Annotated in this window: 18 protein-coding genes; 16 read left to right on the top strand and 2 right to left on the bottom strand. The window is 65.0% G+C overall.

Features of this window, described 5'->3' with window-relative positions:
- The first annotated feature begins 6 nt into the window (after nucleotides 1-6).
- From OPU69_RS04755 to OPU69_RS04725, 7 genes are all read left to right on the top strand, one after another.
- Nucleotides 7-699, top strand: a complete 693-nt coding sequence (locus OPU69_RS04755; RefSeq protein WP_498509513.1) for a glycoside hydrolase family 25 protein — start codon at nucleotides 7-9, stop codon at nucleotides 697-699.
- Nucleotides 696-1,142 (top strand): cytidine deaminase, encoded by a 447-nt coding sequence (locus OPU69_RS04750; protein ID WP_498509512.1) that lies wholly within the window; start codon nucleotides 696-698, stop codon nucleotides 1,140-1,142. Before OPU69_RS04755 ends, OPU69_RS04750 begins: the two co-directional genes overlap by 4 nt.
- Nucleotides 1,143-1,222: 80 nt before the next feature.
- Nucleotides 1,223-1,777, top strand: coding sequence for a dCTP deaminase (gene dcd / locus OPU69_RS04745; RefSeq protein WP_498509511.1), 555 nt, complete (start codon nucleotides 1,223-1,225; stop codon nucleotides 1,775-1,777).
- Between the two features lie 42 nt (nucleotides 1,778-1,819).
- On the top strand, nucleotides 1,820-3,004 hold the full coding sequence (locus OPU69_RS04740; RefSeq protein ID WP_498509510.1) for a saccharopine dehydrogenase family protein: 1,185 nt from the start codon (nucleotides 1,820-1,822) through the stop codon (nucleotides 3,002-3,004).
- A 167-nt stretch (nucleotides 3,005-3,171) separates the two neighbouring features.
- Nucleotides 3,172-3,945, top strand: a complete 774-nt coding sequence (locus OPU69_RS04735; protein WP_498509509.1) for a metallophosphoesterase family protein — start codon at nucleotides 3,172-3,174, stop codon at nucleotides 3,943-3,945.
- Between the two features lie 62 nt (nucleotides 3,946-4,007).
- Nucleotides 4,008-5,312, top strand: a complete 1,305-nt coding sequence (locus OPU69_RS04730; RefSeq protein ID WP_498509508.1) for a M20/M25/M40 family metallo-hydrolase — start codon at nucleotides 4,008-4,010, stop codon at nucleotides 5,310-5,312.
- Between the two features lie 43 nt (nucleotides 5,313-5,355).
- The gene (locus OPU69_RS04725) at nucleotides 5,356-6,048 is read left to right on the top strand and encodes a Crp/Fnr family transcriptional regulator (protein WP_498509507.1); all 693 of its coding nucleotides are present in this window, start codon (nucleotides 5,356-5,358) and stop codon (nucleotides 6,046-6,048) included.
- A 19-nt stretch (nucleotides 6,049-6,067) separates the two neighbouring features.
- Here the strand turns inward: OPU69_RS04725 and OPU69_RS04720 are convergent, their stop codons facing one another.
- Nucleotides 6,068-6,739, bottom strand: coding sequence for an OmpW/AlkL family protein (locus OPU69_RS04720; RefSeq protein ID WP_060980027.1), 672 nt, complete (start codon nucleotides 6,737-6,739; stop codon nucleotides 6,068-6,070).
- Nucleotides 6,740-6,914: 175 nt separating this feature from the next.
- Between OPU69_RS04720 and ccoN the strand changes: the two genes are divergently transcribed.
- From ccoN to OPU69_RS04675, 9 genes are read left to right on the top strand one after another with little or no spacing between them, the layout of a single operon-like run.
- On the top strand, nucleotides 6,915-8,573 hold the full coding sequence (ccoN, locus tag OPU69_RS04715) for a cytochrome-c oxidase, cbb3-type subunit I (RefSeq protein ID WP_060980014.1): 1,659 nt from the start codon (nucleotides 6,915-6,917) through the stop codon (nucleotides 8,571-8,573).
- A 12-nt stretch (nucleotides 8,574-8,585) separates the two neighbouring features.
- Nucleotides 8,586-9,386 carry a cytochrome-c oxidase, cbb3-type subunit II gene (gene ccoO, locus OPU69_RS04710; RefSeq protein ID WP_060980015.1) on the top strand — a complete coding sequence of 267 codons (801 nt, stop codon included), beginning with the start codon at nucleotides 8,586-8,588 and terminating at the stop codon, nucleotides 9,384-9,386.
- The gene (locus OPU69_RS04705; protein WP_060980016.1) at nucleotides 9,383-9,541 is read left to right on the top strand and encodes a cbb3-type cytochrome c oxidase subunit 3; all 159 of its coding nucleotides are present in this window, start codon (nucleotides 9,383-9,385) and stop codon (nucleotides 9,539-9,541) included. The genes ccoO and OPU69_RS04705 overlap by 4 nt, the downstream gene beginning before the upstream one ends.
- Nucleotides 9,534-10,463 (top strand): cytochrome-c oxidase, cbb3-type subunit III, encoded by a 930-nt coding sequence (ccoP, locus tag OPU69_RS04700; protein WP_498509506.1) that lies wholly within the window; start codon nucleotides 9,534-9,536, stop codon nucleotides 10,461-10,463. Before OPU69_RS04705 ends, ccoP begins: the two co-directional genes overlap by 8 nt.
- Nucleotides 10,456-11,910, top strand: a complete 1,455-nt coding sequence (gene ccoG, locus OPU69_RS04695; RefSeq protein ID WP_060980018.1) for a cytochrome c oxidase accessory protein CcoG — start codon at nucleotides 10,456-10,458, stop codon at nucleotides 11,908-11,910. Before ccoP ends, ccoG begins: the two co-directional genes overlap by 8 nt.
- Nucleotides 11,910-12,380: a FixH family protein gene (locus OPU69_RS04690; protein ID WP_498509505.1), complete on the top strand. Its 471-nt coding sequence runs from the start codon at nucleotides 11,910-11,912 to the stop codon at nucleotides 12,378-12,380. Before ccoG ends, OPU69_RS04690 begins: the two co-directional genes overlap by 1 nt.
- 5 nt (nucleotides 12,381-12,385) lie before the next feature.
- Nucleotides 12,386-14,512, top strand: coding sequence for a heavy metal translocating P-type ATPase (locus OPU69_RS04685; RefSeq protein WP_498509593.1), 2,127 nt, complete (start codon nucleotides 12,386-12,388; stop codon nucleotides 14,510-14,512).
- Nucleotides 14,509-14,673 (top strand): cbb3-type cytochrome oxidase assembly protein CcoS, encoded by a 165-nt coding sequence (gene ccoS / locus OPU69_RS04680; RefSeq protein WP_060980019.1) that lies wholly within the window; start codon nucleotides 14,509-14,511, stop codon nucleotides 14,671-14,673. The genes OPU69_RS04685 and ccoS overlap by 4 nt, the downstream gene beginning before the upstream one ends.
- Nucleotides 14,670-14,930, top strand: coding sequence for a hypothetical protein (locus OPU69_RS04675; protein ID WP_498509504.1), 261 nt, complete (start codon nucleotides 14,670-14,672; stop codon nucleotides 14,928-14,930). Before ccoS ends, OPU69_RS04675 begins: the two co-directional genes overlap by 4 nt.
- Nucleotides 14,931-14,989: 59 nt before the next feature.
- On the opposite strand, the gene OPU69_RS04670 is transcribed toward OPU69_RS04675, so the two are convergent.
- Nucleotides 14,990-15,520, bottom strand: coding sequence for a hypothetical protein (locus tag OPU69_RS04670; protein WP_060980021.1), 531 nt, complete (start codon nucleotides 15,518-15,520; stop codon nucleotides 14,990-14,992).
- Nucleotides 15,521-16,010 lie beyond the last annotated feature (490 nt).

Below are 16,010 nucleotides of genomic sequence, written 5' to 3'. Positions count from 1 at the left end.
AGCGACATGCGCCCTTCGACCCTGAAACGCTGGACCATCGGCCTCGTCCTGCTCGCGCTGCTGCTGGCGGTGCTCGGCGGGCTGATCTGGGGCGGCATCACCGGATGGACCCCTTCGCGCAAGGATTACCCGGTGCAGGGCCTGTATGTCAGCGCCGCCGATGGCGACCTGGCCTGGCCGACACTGGCGACCATGGGCGCGGATTTTGCCTATGTGCGCGCGAGCGCGGGCGGGCGCCTGCGTGACCCGCGCTTTGCGGCGAACATCAAGGGCGCGCGCGCGGCGGGCATGCGCTATGGCGCGGTGCATGAGTTCAGCCTGTGCGCCAGTGAGGAATCGCAGGCGCAGCAGTTCATCACCACCGTTCCGCGCGATCCCGACATGCTGCCCCCCGTTGTCAGCCTGGAGCTGAGCGAAGCCTGCAAGACCCGACCTGATCGCGCCATGCTGCTGGGCGAGCTCAACACCCTGCTCAACCAGATCGAGAACCATGCGGGCAAGCCGGCGCTGCTGCGCATCGGCCGCGATTTCGAGGATGCCTATCAGGTCAGCGAAGGGCTGGCGCGCACCGTCTGGCTGATCGGCGATTTCGTGCCGCCCGACTATGCGGCCAAGCGCTGGGTCATGTGGCAGTCGAGCAGTTTCTACCGGATCAACGGCGCGCCCGACGGCGTGCGCTGGAATGTGGTGCGACCATGAATGACGATGCAAGCAGAACCCAATTGCTGGAGGCCGCGCGGGCTGCGGCGCTGACGGCCTATGCCCCCTATTCGGGCTTTCATGTCGGCGCTGCCTTCCGCTTTGCCGATGGCACGATCGTGACCGGCAGCAATTTCGAGAATGCGAGCTATGGTCTGGCCATCTGCGCCGAAACCAGCGCCGCGATCGCTGCCAACCTTCAGGGCCGCCGCACCGGTCTGGTCGAGGTCGCGATCATGGGCGGGCCACTGGGGCCCGATGGCCAGCTTGCGCCAGGTCCGCATCCGGTGACGCCCTGCGGCCGCTGCCGCCAGGTGATGAACGAGCTGGCGCAACTCGGCGGCACCGATCCGATCGTCTATTCGGGCCACGCGACGGGCGCGATCGAGCACCGGCTTTCGGTGCTCTTGCCAGCCGCGTTCGGCCCGGCCAATCTGGAATAAACTCTAACCACGACCGCTCAGCCAGCGTACGCGCAGAGCCTTCGACAGGCTCAGGCTGAGCGGGCCAGGAGAATAGCCGCATGTCCATCCTTTCCGACAAATGGATCCGCACCCAGGCGCAGGAAAACGGCATGATCGAGCCGTTCGTGGAAGGCCAGCGGCGCGATGGCTGCATTTCCTATGGCCTCTCCTCCTATGGCTATGACGCGCGCGTGGCGGACGAGTTCAAGATCTTCACCAACGTCAATTCCTCGGTGGTCGACCCCAAGGAATTCGATCCGGCGAGCTTTGTCGATCGCAAGACCGATGTCTGCATCATCCCGCCGAACAGCTTCGCGCTGGCACGCACGGTCGAATATTTCCGCGTGCCGCGCGACGTGCTGGTCATCTGCCTCGGCAAATCGACCTATGCGCGCTGCGGCATCATCGTCAACGTCACCCCGCTCGAGCCGGGCTGGGAAGGCCATGTCACGCTCGAATTCAGCAACACCACGCCGCTGCCCGCCAAGATCTACGCCAACGAGGGCGCGTGCCAGTTCCTGTTCCTCCAGGGCAACGAACCGTGTGAGACAAGCTATGCCGACCGCGCGGGCAAATATATGGGCCAGCGCGGCGTGACATTGCCCCGGCTTTGACCCACAAGCACGCACCATAACATCACAGCAGGAGAGAGCCTCATGTCCGCACGCGATTCGCGCGAGTTCGACGTCATCGTCTATGGTGCCAGCGGCTTTACCGGGCGACTGGTCGCCGAATATCTGCAGAATACTTACGGCCAAGGCGGCAATGCCCCCAAATGGGCGGTCGCGGCGCGCTCTGCCGACAAGATGGCATCGGTGCTCGCCGAAATGGGCCTGCCTGCCGACACCCCGATCGTCGTTGCCAATGCCGACGAGCCCGACACCATCGATGCCATGGCCAAGCGGACGAAGGTCGTGCTGACCACCGTTGGCCCGTACCAGCTCTATGGCGAGCCGCTGGTCGCCGCCTGCGCCGCCAATGGTACCGATTATGTCGATCTGTGCGGCGAGCCCGCCTGGATGCGCCAGATGATCGACAAATATGATGCGGCCGCGAAGGAAAGCGGCGCGCGGATCGTGTTCTCGACCGGCTTCGATTCGATCCCGTTCGATCTCGGCGTGCTGATGCTGCAGAAGGAGTGCGTCGCGAAGTTCGGCAAGCCCGCGCCGCGGATCAAGGGCCGCGTGCGCGCGATGCAGGGCACCTTTTCGGGCGGTACCGCCGCCTCGCTCAAGGCGACCATGGCGGCGGTGGGGCGCAATCCCGAACTGCTCGGCTATCTTACCAACCCGTTCAGCCTGGCGGGCGGCTTCGAAGGCCCGGCCCAGCCCAAGGGCAACAAGCCCGAGCATGACGAGAAGCTCGGCAGCTGGGCCGCGCCGTTCATCATGGCGCCGATCAACACCAAGAATGTCCATCGCACCAATGCGCTGCTCGGCCACCCCTATGGGCAGGATTTCGTCTATGACGAGATGATGCTGACCGGCCCCGGCGAGAAGGGCGAGGCGATCGCCAAGCATATTGCCAGCACCGATATGATGGGCGGCGAAGGCGGCCCCAAGCCCGGCGAAGGCCCGAGCAAGGAGGAGCGCGAGAACGGTTTCTACGACGTGCTGTTCGTCGCCGAGATGCCCGATGGCCAGGTGCAGCTCTATGGCGTGAAGGGCGACAAGGACCCCGGATACGGCTCTACCAGCAAGATGATCGCCGAAAGCGCGCTCGGGCTGATCGAGGACGTGCCCGAAGGCCCCGGCGGCATCACCACCCCTGGCGCGGTGCTGGGCGAGCAACTGGTCAAACGGCTGGTCGCCCGGGCCGGATTGAGCTTCGCGGCGGAGTGATCCTGATTCCCCCTCCCCGGCGGGAGGGGGAATGTTGCGCCATTGCGACACAGCGCAGGAATTGCTGCACTTGCGAACACAGGCCCATTGCACTTTGGGCCGATTGGCGCATATAGCAGCCGCACGGGGCGACGCACGATCACGACAAGAGAAGAAGCGGAAGCATCATGCTGAAGGCCTTGCTGCGCAGAAAGCCCAAACCGGCAGCGCCCATCGATACCGCCACCCTGCCCGACGGCCAGCGCGTCTATGCGATCGGCGACATCCATGGCCGGCGCGACCTGCTCGACCAGCTGCTCGGCAAGATCGTCATGGACGACCGCATGCGCGGCCCTGCTGACACGCATATCGTGTTTCTGGGCGACCTGATGGATCGCGGCCCGGACAGCGCCGGGGTGATCGATCGCGCGATCGAACTGTCCGAAACGCTGGGCGACAATGTCCATTTCCTGATGGGCAATCACGAGGAAGTGTATCTCGCCGCCGCCGATGGCGACGAGAAGCTGGTGCGCTTCTTCTGCAAGATCGGCGGACGCGAAACGATCCTGAGCTATGACATCAGCCCACAGGAATATAATTCGCTGAGCATGGAAGAGCTGACCGAGCGGCTCACCACGCTGCTGCCCAAGCGGCATCTCGATTTCGTGCGCGGCTTCAAGGACCGGATCGTGATGGGCGATTATGCCTTTGTCCATGCCGGCATCCGTCCGGGCAAGTCGATCGAGGAGCAGCGCCCCAAGGACCTGCGCTGGATCCGCGAGGATTTCATCATGGACGAAACCCCGCACGACAAGCTGATCGTGCATGGCCACACTATCACCGACGATGTCGAGGAATGCTCCAACCGCATCGGCATCGATACCGGGGCCTATATGAGCGGCATGCTGACGGCTCTCTGCCTGGAAGGGCGCGAGCGCTGGTATCTCAAAACCGGCGGTTGACGCGTGGCCAAGGCGTTGCCCAAGCTCTTGCGCTGACAGGGGATTTGCGCCAGCTTGCGCGCATGCTCAAGATCGCAACCCTGGTCGCCGCCCTTTCCCTTTCCGTTACCCCCGCGCTCGCCGCGCCAGAGGCCGATCCCGGCCGCCTGCGCGCCGATGTCGAGAAGCTGGTGAGCTTCGGCACGCGCCACACATTGTCCTCGCCCGACCATCCCACGCGCGGCATCGGTGCGGCAAGGCGCTGGGCGGCAGCGGAATTCGCAAAGATCGGCAAGGCGTGCGGCGGCTGCATCACCGTCGAGCAGATCGACCGGCGCTTCACCGGCCCGCGCGCGCCCAATGGCGTCAATGTCGTCAACGTGCTGGGCGTGCAGGCCGGGACGGGCAATCCCGATGATGTCATCATCATTTCCGCGCATATCGACAGCCGCGTGTCGGACGTCGCCGATTTCACCAGCGACGCGCCTGGCGCGAACGACGACGGCTCAGGCGTGGCGCTGGTGCTCGAAGCCGCGCGTGCCCTGAGCAAGGAAAAGTTCGCGCCGACGATCATCTATGCCGTGCTCTCGGGCGAGGAACAGGGGCTGTGGGGCGGTCGGCTGATTGCCGAGACCGCACGGGCGCGCGGCTGGCAGGTGCGCGCGCTGCTCAACAACGATATCGTCGGCAATACCGAGGGTCAGGATGGCCGCAAGGTCGCCGACCGGGTGCGCGTGTTCAGCGAGGGCATCCGCGCATCGGAATCGGTGGTCGAAGCGATGGCGCGTCGCGGCAGCGGCGCGGAGGATGACGGCCCCTCGCGGGCGCTGATGCGCGCCGCACAGCGCGTCGGCAAGGCCCGCGGCGATCTGGGACTAGAGGTCTTCGGCGTCCGCCGCCCCGACCGCTTCTCGCGCGGCGGCGATCACCTTCCCGCGCTGGAACTGGGCTATCCGGCGATCCGCTTCACCGTCGGCGTCGAGAATTACGATCACCAGCATCAGGACATTCGCGAGGAAAACGGGCGCAAGTTCGGTGATACCATCGACGAGATGGACTTTCCCTATCTCGCGCGCGTTACCGCGCTCAACATCGCGGTCATCCGCGAACTCGCCAGCGCCCCGCCTGCGCCCGCCAGCGCGGTACTGGGCGGCGCGCTCAGCACCGACACCAAGGTGAGCTGGGCCGAGGTTCCGGGCGCGGCGCGCTACAAAGTCTATTGGCGCAGGGCCGATGCGCGCGACTGGGAACAGTCGCAGGAAACCACCGATACCAAGCTGACGCTGCCCGGCATCATCGTCGACGATTATTTCGCAGGCGTTGCTGCCGTGGCCGAAAATGGAGCCGAAAGCGCGATCACTTTTGCGGGACTACCCCCGCGCCCGTAACAATGTTATGTCTATTTGACAGCTTTCTGGTTAGGGATGGGCCATGAACGACTGTTCTTCCTGCATCGTGCGGAACCGCGCGATCTGTTCGAGCCTGACGCCCGACGAATTGCTGATCCTGGGCAAGATGGGTCGCCGCCAGAAGGTCAAGGCCGGACACACCCTGCTGTGGGAAGGCGATGACGCGCCCGTCGTCGCCAATGTGCTCGAGGGCGTGCTCAAGCTCGTCGTCGCCGCATCGGACGGGCGCGAGCAGATTGTCGGCATCGTCTTTCCGTCCGATTTCATCGGCCGTCCGTTCGGCAAGGAAAGCCCATACAGCGTTACCGCGATGACCGATGCCGAGGTCTGCATCTTCAACCGCAACGCGTTCGACGATTTCGCCAGCGACCATCCCGACCTTCAGCAGAAGCTTCTCCGCCGGACGCTCGATGAGCTCGACCGCGCGCGCCACTGGATGATGCTGCTGGGCCGCAAGTCGGCAACCGAAAAGGTCGCATCGTTCCTGCTCGAAATGTCCGATCGCCTGTCGGGCCAGGGCTGCAATGCCGATGGATCGCTCAATGGGTTCGAGCTGCCCTTCGGCCGTCAGCAGATCGCCGACATATTGGGCCTCACCATCGAGACCACCAGCCGCCAACTCACCCGGATGAAGAGCGACGGGCTGCTCTCCCTGCCATCGCGCCGCGAGATCGTGATCCGAAACCGCGCCGCGATGGAAGAGATGGCGGGCTGAGTCACCCACCGCCGCTTCGTCAGAAGCGGAAGCCGATACCGGCGCTGATCACCCAGGGGTCAAGCTCGTGCCGGGTGCGCAGCACCTCGACGCCATTGGCACGCCAGCTGGCCAGCGGGCGCAGGAAATAGCGCTTCACGTCGGCCGAGATGAACAGCCCCTTGTCGTTCACCGGAATGTCCACGCCCGCCTGCAGCGCCGCGCCGACGGTGTCGTTGATCTTCTGGCTGGTGGCGCCGAGCGCCCGCGTCGTCGCGCCCGGTTTTTCGTTGATAAAGATGAAATAGCTGGGACCCGCGCCGATATAGGGGCGGATGCCGCCGGCTTTGCCGAAATGATATTTCAGCGTGACCGTGGCGGGGACGATCTTGGCGTTCGAGACCAGCCCGGCCCCGGCGAGCGCGCCGCGCCCGTCGACATCATGCTCGGTCACCCCGGCGATGGTTTCGACCGACAGCGAATCGGCGAGGAAATATTCGATCGCGACCGTGGGCACGAAATTGTCGTTCGCCTTGGTCTGGGTTCCGGCGGGCAGACCGATGCGGTCGACCTTGACGTCCTTGATCTTGCCATCGGGCGCGACGAGCGTGCCCAGAACCTTGAAATGCACTTCGCCCGCCTGTGCCATCGCCTGGCCGGGAAGGGCCAGCGCAGCTGCCGTTAGAGCCAGCGGGATAATCTTGGTGTTCATGATGATCACTCCTCCTTGAGTGACCGCTTCCCTGCCTTGGGCCTCGGTTCGTCGCATTGATGCGGCGCAAAATTTTCTTTGACCCGGATCAATGTCTTGGCCCGCCACTCGGGGCAAACCCCTGCGGAGGAAGCGCGGATTCTGCTGTGAAGCCGCGTGCACGGGGACAAGCGTTATGGATGGTTTGGTTTTGAAGGCCGGGGGCTGGCTGGGCCTTGCCCTGCTGGCATTGGCAATGGCGGTGATGGCCGTCGACACGCCCTATGCGGTGCACATGACGATCATGATGATCGCCGCGCTGCTGGCGCTCTGGTTCACCATGAGCCGTGCCGATTATGGCGCGATCGCGCGCGGGATCCTGAAGGCACCGGCCGATCAGGGGCAATATGACGACGATCCCATCCGCTGGGGTGTCATCGCGACATTGTTCTGGGGCACGGCGGGGCTCGCCGCCGGACTGTTCATCGCGCTGCAGCTTGCCTATCCCGCGCTCAACTTCAATCTGGAGTTCACGACCTTCGGGCGCTTGCGGCCACTGCATACCTCGGCGGTGATCTTCGCGTTCGGCGGCAATGCGCTGATCGCGACCAGCTTCTACGTCGTGCAGCGCACCTGCCGCGCGCGCCTGGCCTTCCCTGCCCTCGCCCGCTTCGTCTTCTGGGGCTACCAGCTGTTCATCGTGCTCGCCGCCACGGGTTACCTCATGGGCGTGACCGAGGCGAAGGAATATGCCGAGCCCGAATGGTATGTCGATCTGTGGCTGACCATCGTCTGGCTCGCCTATTTGGCGGTGTTCGTCGGCACGATCGTCCGTCGGCGCGAACCGCATATCTATGTCGCCAACTGGTTCTATCTCAGCTTCATCATCACCATCGCGATGCTGCACGTGGTGAACAACCTGTCGCTGCCCGCCACCATCTTCGGATCGAAGAGCTATGCGGCCTTCGCGGGCGTGCAGGATGCGCTGACCCAGTGGTGGTACGGCCATAACGCCGTCGGCTTCTTCCTGACCGCCGGCTTCCTGGCGATGATGTATTACTTCGTGCCCAAGCAGGCCGAACGCCCGGTCTACAGCTATCGGCTGTCGATCATCCACTTCTGGTCGCTGATCTTCCTCTATATCTGGGCGGGTCCGCACCACCTCCACTATACCGCGCTGCCCGACTGGGCGCAGACCCTGGGCATGGTCTTTTCGATCATGCTGTGGATGCCGAGCTGGGGCGGCATGATCAACGGCCTGATGACGCTCAACGGCGCATGGGACAAGATCCGCACCGATCCCATCATCCGCATGATGGTCATGGCGCTCGCCTTTTACGGCATGAGCACCTTCGAAGGCCCGATGATGTCGATCAAGTCGGTCAACAGCCTGTCGCATTATACCGACTGGACCATCGGCCATGTGCACAGCGGTGCGCTCGGCTGGAACGGCATGATCACCTTTGCCTGCATGTACTATCTGGTCCCGCGGCTCTGGGGTCGTGAGCGCCTGTACTCGCTGCGGATGGTCAACTGGCACTTCTGGCTCGCGAGCGCCGGCATCGTCTTCTACGCCGCGTCGATGTGGGTCGCGGGCATCATGCAGGGCCTGATGTGGCGCGAATACGGAAGCGACGGATATCTGGTCTACAGCTTCGTCGAAACCGTCGCCGCGATGCACCCGATGTACCTGATGCGCGCCTTTGGCGGCCTGCTCTACCTCAGCGGCTTCATCATCATGATCGTCAACGTCTGGGCGACGCTGGCCGGCAAGGTCCGCGACGAGAAGCCGATGACCGAGACGCCGCACAATGCCGCCGCCGACCGCCCGCTGGTCGCCGTGCCCGCCGAATAAGGGAGCCGAGAAATGGCCGACAATATCGCCGAACCGCGCTTCAGCCACAAGAAGCTGGAACGCAACATCACCCTGCTGGGTCTGGGCGCGCTCGCCGCCGTCGTCGTCGGCGGCATCGTGGAGATCGCCCCGCTCTTCTGGATCGACAACACAATCGAGAAGGTCGAGGGGATGCGCCCCTATACCCCGCTCGAGCTGTCCGGACGCAACATCTACATGCGCGAGGGCTGCTATACCTGCCACAGCCAGATGATCCGCCCGTTCCGCGACGAGGTGGAACGCTATGGCCATTACAGCCTGGCGGCCGAGAGCATGTACGATCACCCGTTCCAATGGGGGTCGAAGCGCACCGGTCCCGATCTGGCGCGTGTCGGCAAGCGCTATTCGGACGAATGGCACCGCGCGCACCTCGCCGATCCGCGCAGCGTGGTGCCGGAATCGATCATGCCGCCTTATGCGTTCCTCGCCGAGCGCGAGCTCGATGCGGGCGACATGAGCGATGATCTCACCGCTTTGTCGCGGGTGGGCGTGCCGTACAGCAAGGCCGCGATCGCCGCTGCCAATGCCGATCTGAAAGCGCAGGCCGACCCCAATGCGGATGGCGCCACCGAATTGCAGGCGCGCTATCCCAAGGCGCAGGTGCGCGATTTCGACGGCGATCCCTCGCGGATCACCGAGATGGATGCGCTGATCGCGTATCTGCAGATGCTGGGCACCTTGGTCGATGTCGAAAAGGCCGCGCCGCAGGACCAGGGCGATGCCCCTGCCCCCGCCAAGGTCGCCGCTGCAGCGCCCAAGGGAGCCAATCCATGACCTATGACGATCTGCGCCACTTTGCCGACAGCTGGGGCCTGCTCGCCATGACCGTGCTGTTCATCGGCCTGATCGCCTGGCCCTTCCGCAAGGGCGCGCGCCAGCACAACCACGACGCCGCCAACATGATCTTCAGGGAAGACGACAATGTCTGACAAGAGCCGCATCGACGAACCCACCGGCACCGCCACCGTCGGCCATGAATGGGACGGCATCGAAGAGCTGAACACCCCGCTGCCGCGCTGGTGGCTGTGGACCTTCTACGCGACCATCGCCTGGGCGGCGGTCTATGTCGTGCTGTTCCCGGCCTGGCCGATGGTCAACAGCGCCACGCGCGGCGTGCTCGAATGGTCGAGCCGCGGCGATCTCAAGGCCGAGCTGGCCGCGCAGGACGCCAAGCGCGCCCCGATCGCGAAGGCCATTGCCGCTACCTCGATCACCGATCTGGCAGCCAAGCCCGAATTGCTCGAAGCCGCGATCCAGGGCGGCAGCGCCGCGTTCAAGGTGCATTGCGTACAGTGCCATGGTGCGGGCGGCGCGGGCGTGGTCGGCGCCTATCCCAGCCTGACCGATGACGACTGGCTCTGGGGCGGCGACCTCGCCGCGATCGAGACCACGCTGACCCACGGCATCCGCAACCCCGATCATGACGAAACGCGGATGAACATGATGCCCGCATTCGGCAAGGACGGCATTCTCGATGCCGCCGCGATCAACGATCTGGTGAGCCATGTCCGCGTCATCAGCCGCCAGGAAAAGCCCAGCGCCTCCTCGGCGCGCGGCGCGGCCTTGTTCGAGGCGAACTGCGTCGCCTGTCACGGCACGAACGGCGAGGGCATCCGTGAGCTGGGCGGCCCGAAGCTGACCGACGCGGTCTGGCTCTATGGCGGCAGCCGCGAGGCGATCGCGAAGACGATCTACGCCCCGCGCAACGGCGTGATGCCGCGCTGGAACGACAAGCTCGATGCGGTGACCATCAAGATGCTCAGCGCTTACGTCCATTCTTTGGGCGGCGGAGAGGACGCTCCCGCTCCTGTCCTCACCGCTAAGCCCAAAGGGGAGGCCGATAATGGCTAACCCCGACGCCCTTGCGAACGTCGAAGGCCCGCTCTACGCCGCGCGCAAGGGCGTCTACCCCAAGAAGGTGGACGGCACTTTCCGACGCCTGAAATGGCTGATCATGGCCGTGACCCTGGCCATCTACTACGGCACGCCGTGGATCCGCTGGGATCGCGGCCCCTATGCGCCCGATCAGGCGGTGCTGATCGATCTGGCGAACCGGCGCTTCTACATGTTCCAGATCGAAATCTGGCCGCACGAATTCTATTATGTCGCGGGCCTGCTGATCATGGCGGGCATCGGCCTGTTCCTGGTCACCAGCGCAGTCGGCCGGGCCTGGTGCGGCTATGCCTGCCCGCAGACGGTGTGGACCGACCTGTTCCAGCATGTCGACCGGCTGATCGACGGCGATCGCAACGCGCAGATCCGGCTCGCCAATGGCCCCTGGACGCTGGAGAAGATCGGAAAGCGCGCGCTCAAATACGGCCTCTATCTCGCCATCGCCTTCTGGACCGGCGGCGCGTGGATCATGTATTTCGCCGATGCGCCGACGTTGACCCGCGAATTCTGGACCGGCGAGGCGGCCTATGTCGCCTATGCCACGGTCGGCGTGCTGACCATGACGACCTTCGTGCTCGGCGGCTTCATGCGCGAACAGGTGTGCATCTACATGTGCCCGTGGCCGCGCATTCAGACCGCGATGATGGACGAAAAATCGCTGCTGGTGACCTACAAGGACTGGCGCGGCGAACCGCGCGGAAGCCTGAAAAAGGCGCTCGCGCATCCGGGCAGCATCGGCGATTGCGTCGATTGCAACCAGTGCGTCGCGGTCTGCCCGACCGGCATCGATATCCGCACCGGGCCGCAGATCGGCTGCATCACCTGCGCGCTGTGCATCGATGCCTGCGACACGGTGATGGCGCAGGTCGGCCGTCCGCGCGGGCTGATCGACTATTGCGCGCTCGACGATGTCGCGGTGGAACGCGCCGGCGGCACCGCGCAGCCCGTGCTCAAGACGCTGCTGCGTCCGCGGCTGATGGTCTATCTCGCCATCTGGTGCACGATCGGCCTCGCGATGCTGTTCACGCTCGGCCAGCGCACCCGGCTGGACCTGGCCGTGCAGCACGAGCGCAGCCCGCTCTATGTCCAGCTGTCCGACGGCATGATCCGCAACAACTACACGCTCAAGCTGCGCAACATGGAAGCGCGCCCGCGCAAGGTGGCGATCACCGTCAGCGGGCTGCCCGGGGCGCAGCTCTGGACCGAGACCGGATCGCGCGAAAAGGCAAGCCAGCGGGTCGAGATGACCATCTCGCCCGACAGCGTCACTCGCGTCCGCCTGTTCGTCGCGGCACCCGCCAAGGGGCCGGCGCGCCAGGACTTCACCATCGCGACGCAAGGCCGGGACGGCGACCCGCGCGGCGATAGCGACACCATCCAGTTCGACCGCCCGGAGGCCCAGTAATGACCACGCGTACCGCCCCCCGCCCGTTCACCGGCTGGCACATGACCGGCATCCTGGTGGGCTTCTTCGCGATCGTGATGGCGGTGAACTTCGCCATGGCCCGGTTCGCGCTGTCGAGCTTCGGCGGCACGGTGGTCGACAACAGCTATGTCGCCAGCCAGCACTATAACGAACTGCTCGCCAAGGCTGAGGCGCAGGACCGACTCGGCTGGCAGCCCTCGGTCTGGCTCGACCGTACCCGGCATGTCCGCGTGACGCTGGCGCATGAGGACGCGAAGCTTCCGATCGAAAGCGCCAAGGCGATGATCCACCACCCGCTCGGCCGTCTGCCGTCGCAGGCGCTGGTGATGGTCGGTGACGGCCAGGGCGGCATGATCTCGACCCGAATGCTGCCGCAGGGCCGCTGGCGGATCGAGCTCGCCGTGGCCCATGGCGGCGACGAGGCACGCTATCGGAGGGACCTCAAGTGAACGTGATGACCCGTCTCGCGCCCGAAACGGCGCTGATCGAACGCGACTTTGCCGTGCCCGATATCCGCTGCGCCGGATGCATCTCCAAGCTCGAACAGGGCCTGGTGCGCGATGCCCGGATCAAAGCCGCGCGCGTCAACTTCACCGAAAAGCGCGTGCACCTGGCGCATACCGCCGATGCCGAGATGCCCGACCTGCTTGGCGCGTTCACCTCATTGGGCTTCGAGGCGCACCCGATCGGCGAGGGCCCGAAGGACCTGGATGGCGAAGCGGCCAGCAGCAAGGAGCTGGTCCGCGCGGTCGCGGTCTCGGGCTTTGCCATGATGAACATCATGCTGCTCTCGGTCTCGGTCTGGTCGGGCGCGACCGGGGTGACGCGCGACCTGTTCCACTGGCTCTCGGCACTGATTGCCCTGCCGACCATCGCCTATGCCGGACGACCCTTCTTCCGCTCGGCCTGGCGCGCGCTGCGGCACGGGCACACCAACATGGACGTGCCGATCAGCATCGGCGTGACGCTCGCCACCGCGCTGAGCCTCTACGAGACCGCGACGCACGGCGCGCATGCCTATTTTGACAGCGCCGTCATGCTGCTGTTCTTCCTGCTGTGCGGGCGCTGGCTCGACAGCGTGATGCGCGACCGCGCGCGCGGCGGCGTCACGGCGCTGCTCCGCAACATGGGCACCGGCGCAATGGTCGTCGGCGCAGATGGCAATACGCATTGGACCGACGCAACGGCCCTGCAGCCCGGCATGGTGATGCTGGTCGCAGCGGGCGAACGGTTGGCAGCCGACGGCGTGATCGTGCAGGGCCGCACCCGGATCGACCTGTCGCTGCTCACCGGCGAAAGCGCGCCTCAGGATGCCGATCTCGACGATCCGGTGCACGCCGGTACGCTCAATATCGACGCGCCGGTGCGCGTGCGCGTGACCGCCGCCGGAACCGATACCGCGATCGCCGATATCGCCCGGCTGATGGGTGAAGCCTCGCAAGGCAAGTCGCGCTATGTCCGCATCGCCGACCGCGCCGCGCGGCTCTATGCTCCTGCGGTGCACGGGCTGGCGCTCACCGCCTTTGCCGGATGGGTGGTCGCGGGTGCAGGCTGGCACGAGGCGCTGCTGATCGCGGTGGCGGTGCTGATCATCACCTGCCCCTGCGCGCTCGGCCTCGCCGTGCCCGCGGCGCAGATCGTGGCAGCAGGGGCGCTGATGAAGCGCGGGGTGCTGATCAAGGACGGCTCCGCACTCGAGCGCATGGCCGAGATCGACCGCGCACTGATCGACAAGACCGGCACGCTGACGCTCGGGCGCCCCGTCGCGAGCAACCTGGGCGAGATCGCGCCGCAGCATTACCCGTTGCTGCTGGCGCTGGCGCAGATGAGCCGCCATCCCTTGAGCGCCGCGCTCAACCGCGACCTGACCGCGCAGGGCGTGCACGCCGCGCAGATCGACGAAGTTCAGGAAACGCCCGGTTTCGGCGTCGCCGCGCTGTGGCAGGGCCAGCCGGTCACGCTGGGCAGGCCGCAAGGTCCGGAAGCGGGCAGCGAACTGGCGAGCGAGCTTAGCATCGATGGGCATCCCGTTGCGCTGGTACGCTTTGCCGACGCGCTGCGCCCCGATGCTGTAGAGGCCATCGCTGCCTTGAAGGCTGAGAGTGTCGATGCGATGATTCTCTCGGGCGACCGTACCGAGGCCGTAGCGCCGGTTGCGCGTACTTTGGGCCTTACCGCGATGACCGGGCTCAGCCCGCAGGACAAGCTCGCCGCCATCGCACGGAGCAGCGGCGCGGGCCACAAGGTGCTGATGATCGGCGACGGCCTGAACGATGGTCCTGCGCTCGCCGCCGGCCACGCCTCGATGGCGCCCGGATCGGCCAGCGATGTCGGCAAGAACGCCTCGGACTGCATCTTCATGGGCGACAGGCTAATGCCCGTGGTCGATACGATCCGCATGGCACGCCGCACCCAGGCCATCGTTCGCCAGAATTTCGCGCTGGCGATCGGATACAATGTCATCGCGGTGCCGCTGGCCTTTGCCGGACTGGTCACGCCGCTGGTCGCGGCAATCGCCATGTCGGGCTCATCGCTGATCGTCGTCGGCAATGCGCTGCGCCTCAAGGGAGCTTTGAAATGAACGGCCTGCTGTTGCTGATCCCCATCGCGCTGTCGCTCGGGCTGCTGGGCCTGGGGGCGTTCTTCTGGTCCGTCCAGGGCGGTCAGTATGACGACATGGATGGCGCTGCCGTGCGCATTCTGGTTGACGACGATGCTGATGCCGGAAAGGCCCTGCCATGAACGCGTTGCGCCTTCCCGGCGGACTTCCCGCCCTTTGCGCGCTCATTATCGCCATCGCGATGATCAACGCCCCGCTCGCCCGTGCGCAGGTTCGGGTGCTGGTCATGGAAAATTGCAATGGCGGGACGACGACGATCGTCATTCCCGAACGCGACGACGGCCTGCCGAAAAAGCAAGGCGATTGCGCCAAGGCCTGCCATGCGATGACCGACCGCCGGACCAAGGGGCTTGCAGGCAAATCCGGTTCGCACTGCTGAGGCGCGGGCAGCGATGCAAGGGCGGTGACTGTCGGCCACCGCCCTGACAATCTGTCTCGTCAGGCAAGCGTGCCGCTGCGCGCGCCGGTGGAATTGTAGCCGCCTGCGCCGAACAGGATATCGCGCACATGCACCGGGGAGACGCCTGCGGAATCGGCATCGACCGAAACGAAGATGCCGCCTTGGGTCATGCGCTCTTCATAGAAGCGCGCTTCGTCCTCATCCACGCCATGGCTAGTAAGCACGCCTAGCAGACCGCCAGCTGCAGCCCCGACCACGGTTCCGGTCACTGCCGCGCCGCCGACCGCTGCCTCCGCAATCGCGCCAGCTGCAATGAAGGGCCCGACGCCGGGAATGGCGAGCGCGGCAATGCCGAACAGCGCACCAAGTCCTGCGCCTGCGGCCGCTGTGCCGAGCACATCGCGCGTTGTTTCTTCTCCGGCCCCATCGGTCGTAGTGGCCTTGCCATTGTCCGATCTGGCGACAATCGAGATCGCGCTATCCGGCACGCCCGCGGTGCGGAGCTGTTCGACCGCTTGTCCGGCTTGGCGCTCGTTGTCGAAAATGGCAGATACAAAACTGTTATGCATGGGGTTTCTCCTGTGTCACCCGGCCCGACAGGAAGCATACGAGGCGACGCACAGGACCGTTCCCCGCCTGGCACGGGTCGCGAGCGCACGAGAACTGTCTGGGTTCTCGCGCAAATTACATCCGATGCGGAGGTAATTTGCGCCGATCAGCGCTTTTCTGCGGGTTTGCGGCCATGTCCCGGCAAATTTTACAAATCCAATTTGACGGGCGCGCCGTTAACCCAATTCTGAAGATATTAACCATTTCGATTGGAGGTTTGCGTCAACCGGAGGATCAGGCAATGTGGGCCGCGACCAGGCGACAAAAATATTGATACACAATGATTTTTGGCCTGCTGTAGCAAGCCTGTCCCGGATCTGCAATCGTTGCCCGCACCGTTATCGCGATCCGTTTGTGTCAATCTTTCTTTACGCCACACCCCCCTGAAATAGGGGGTGATCGGTCCAGATCTGCTGCGGAAAAGGGCCGTTGTTAACCAATGCTTGAACT

It is taken from the genome of Blastomonas sp. 34TW (genome assembly GCF_059803595.1).
Note: the sequence above shows the minus strand (reverse complement) of the source record. Positions and strands in the feature narration are given on the sequence as shown.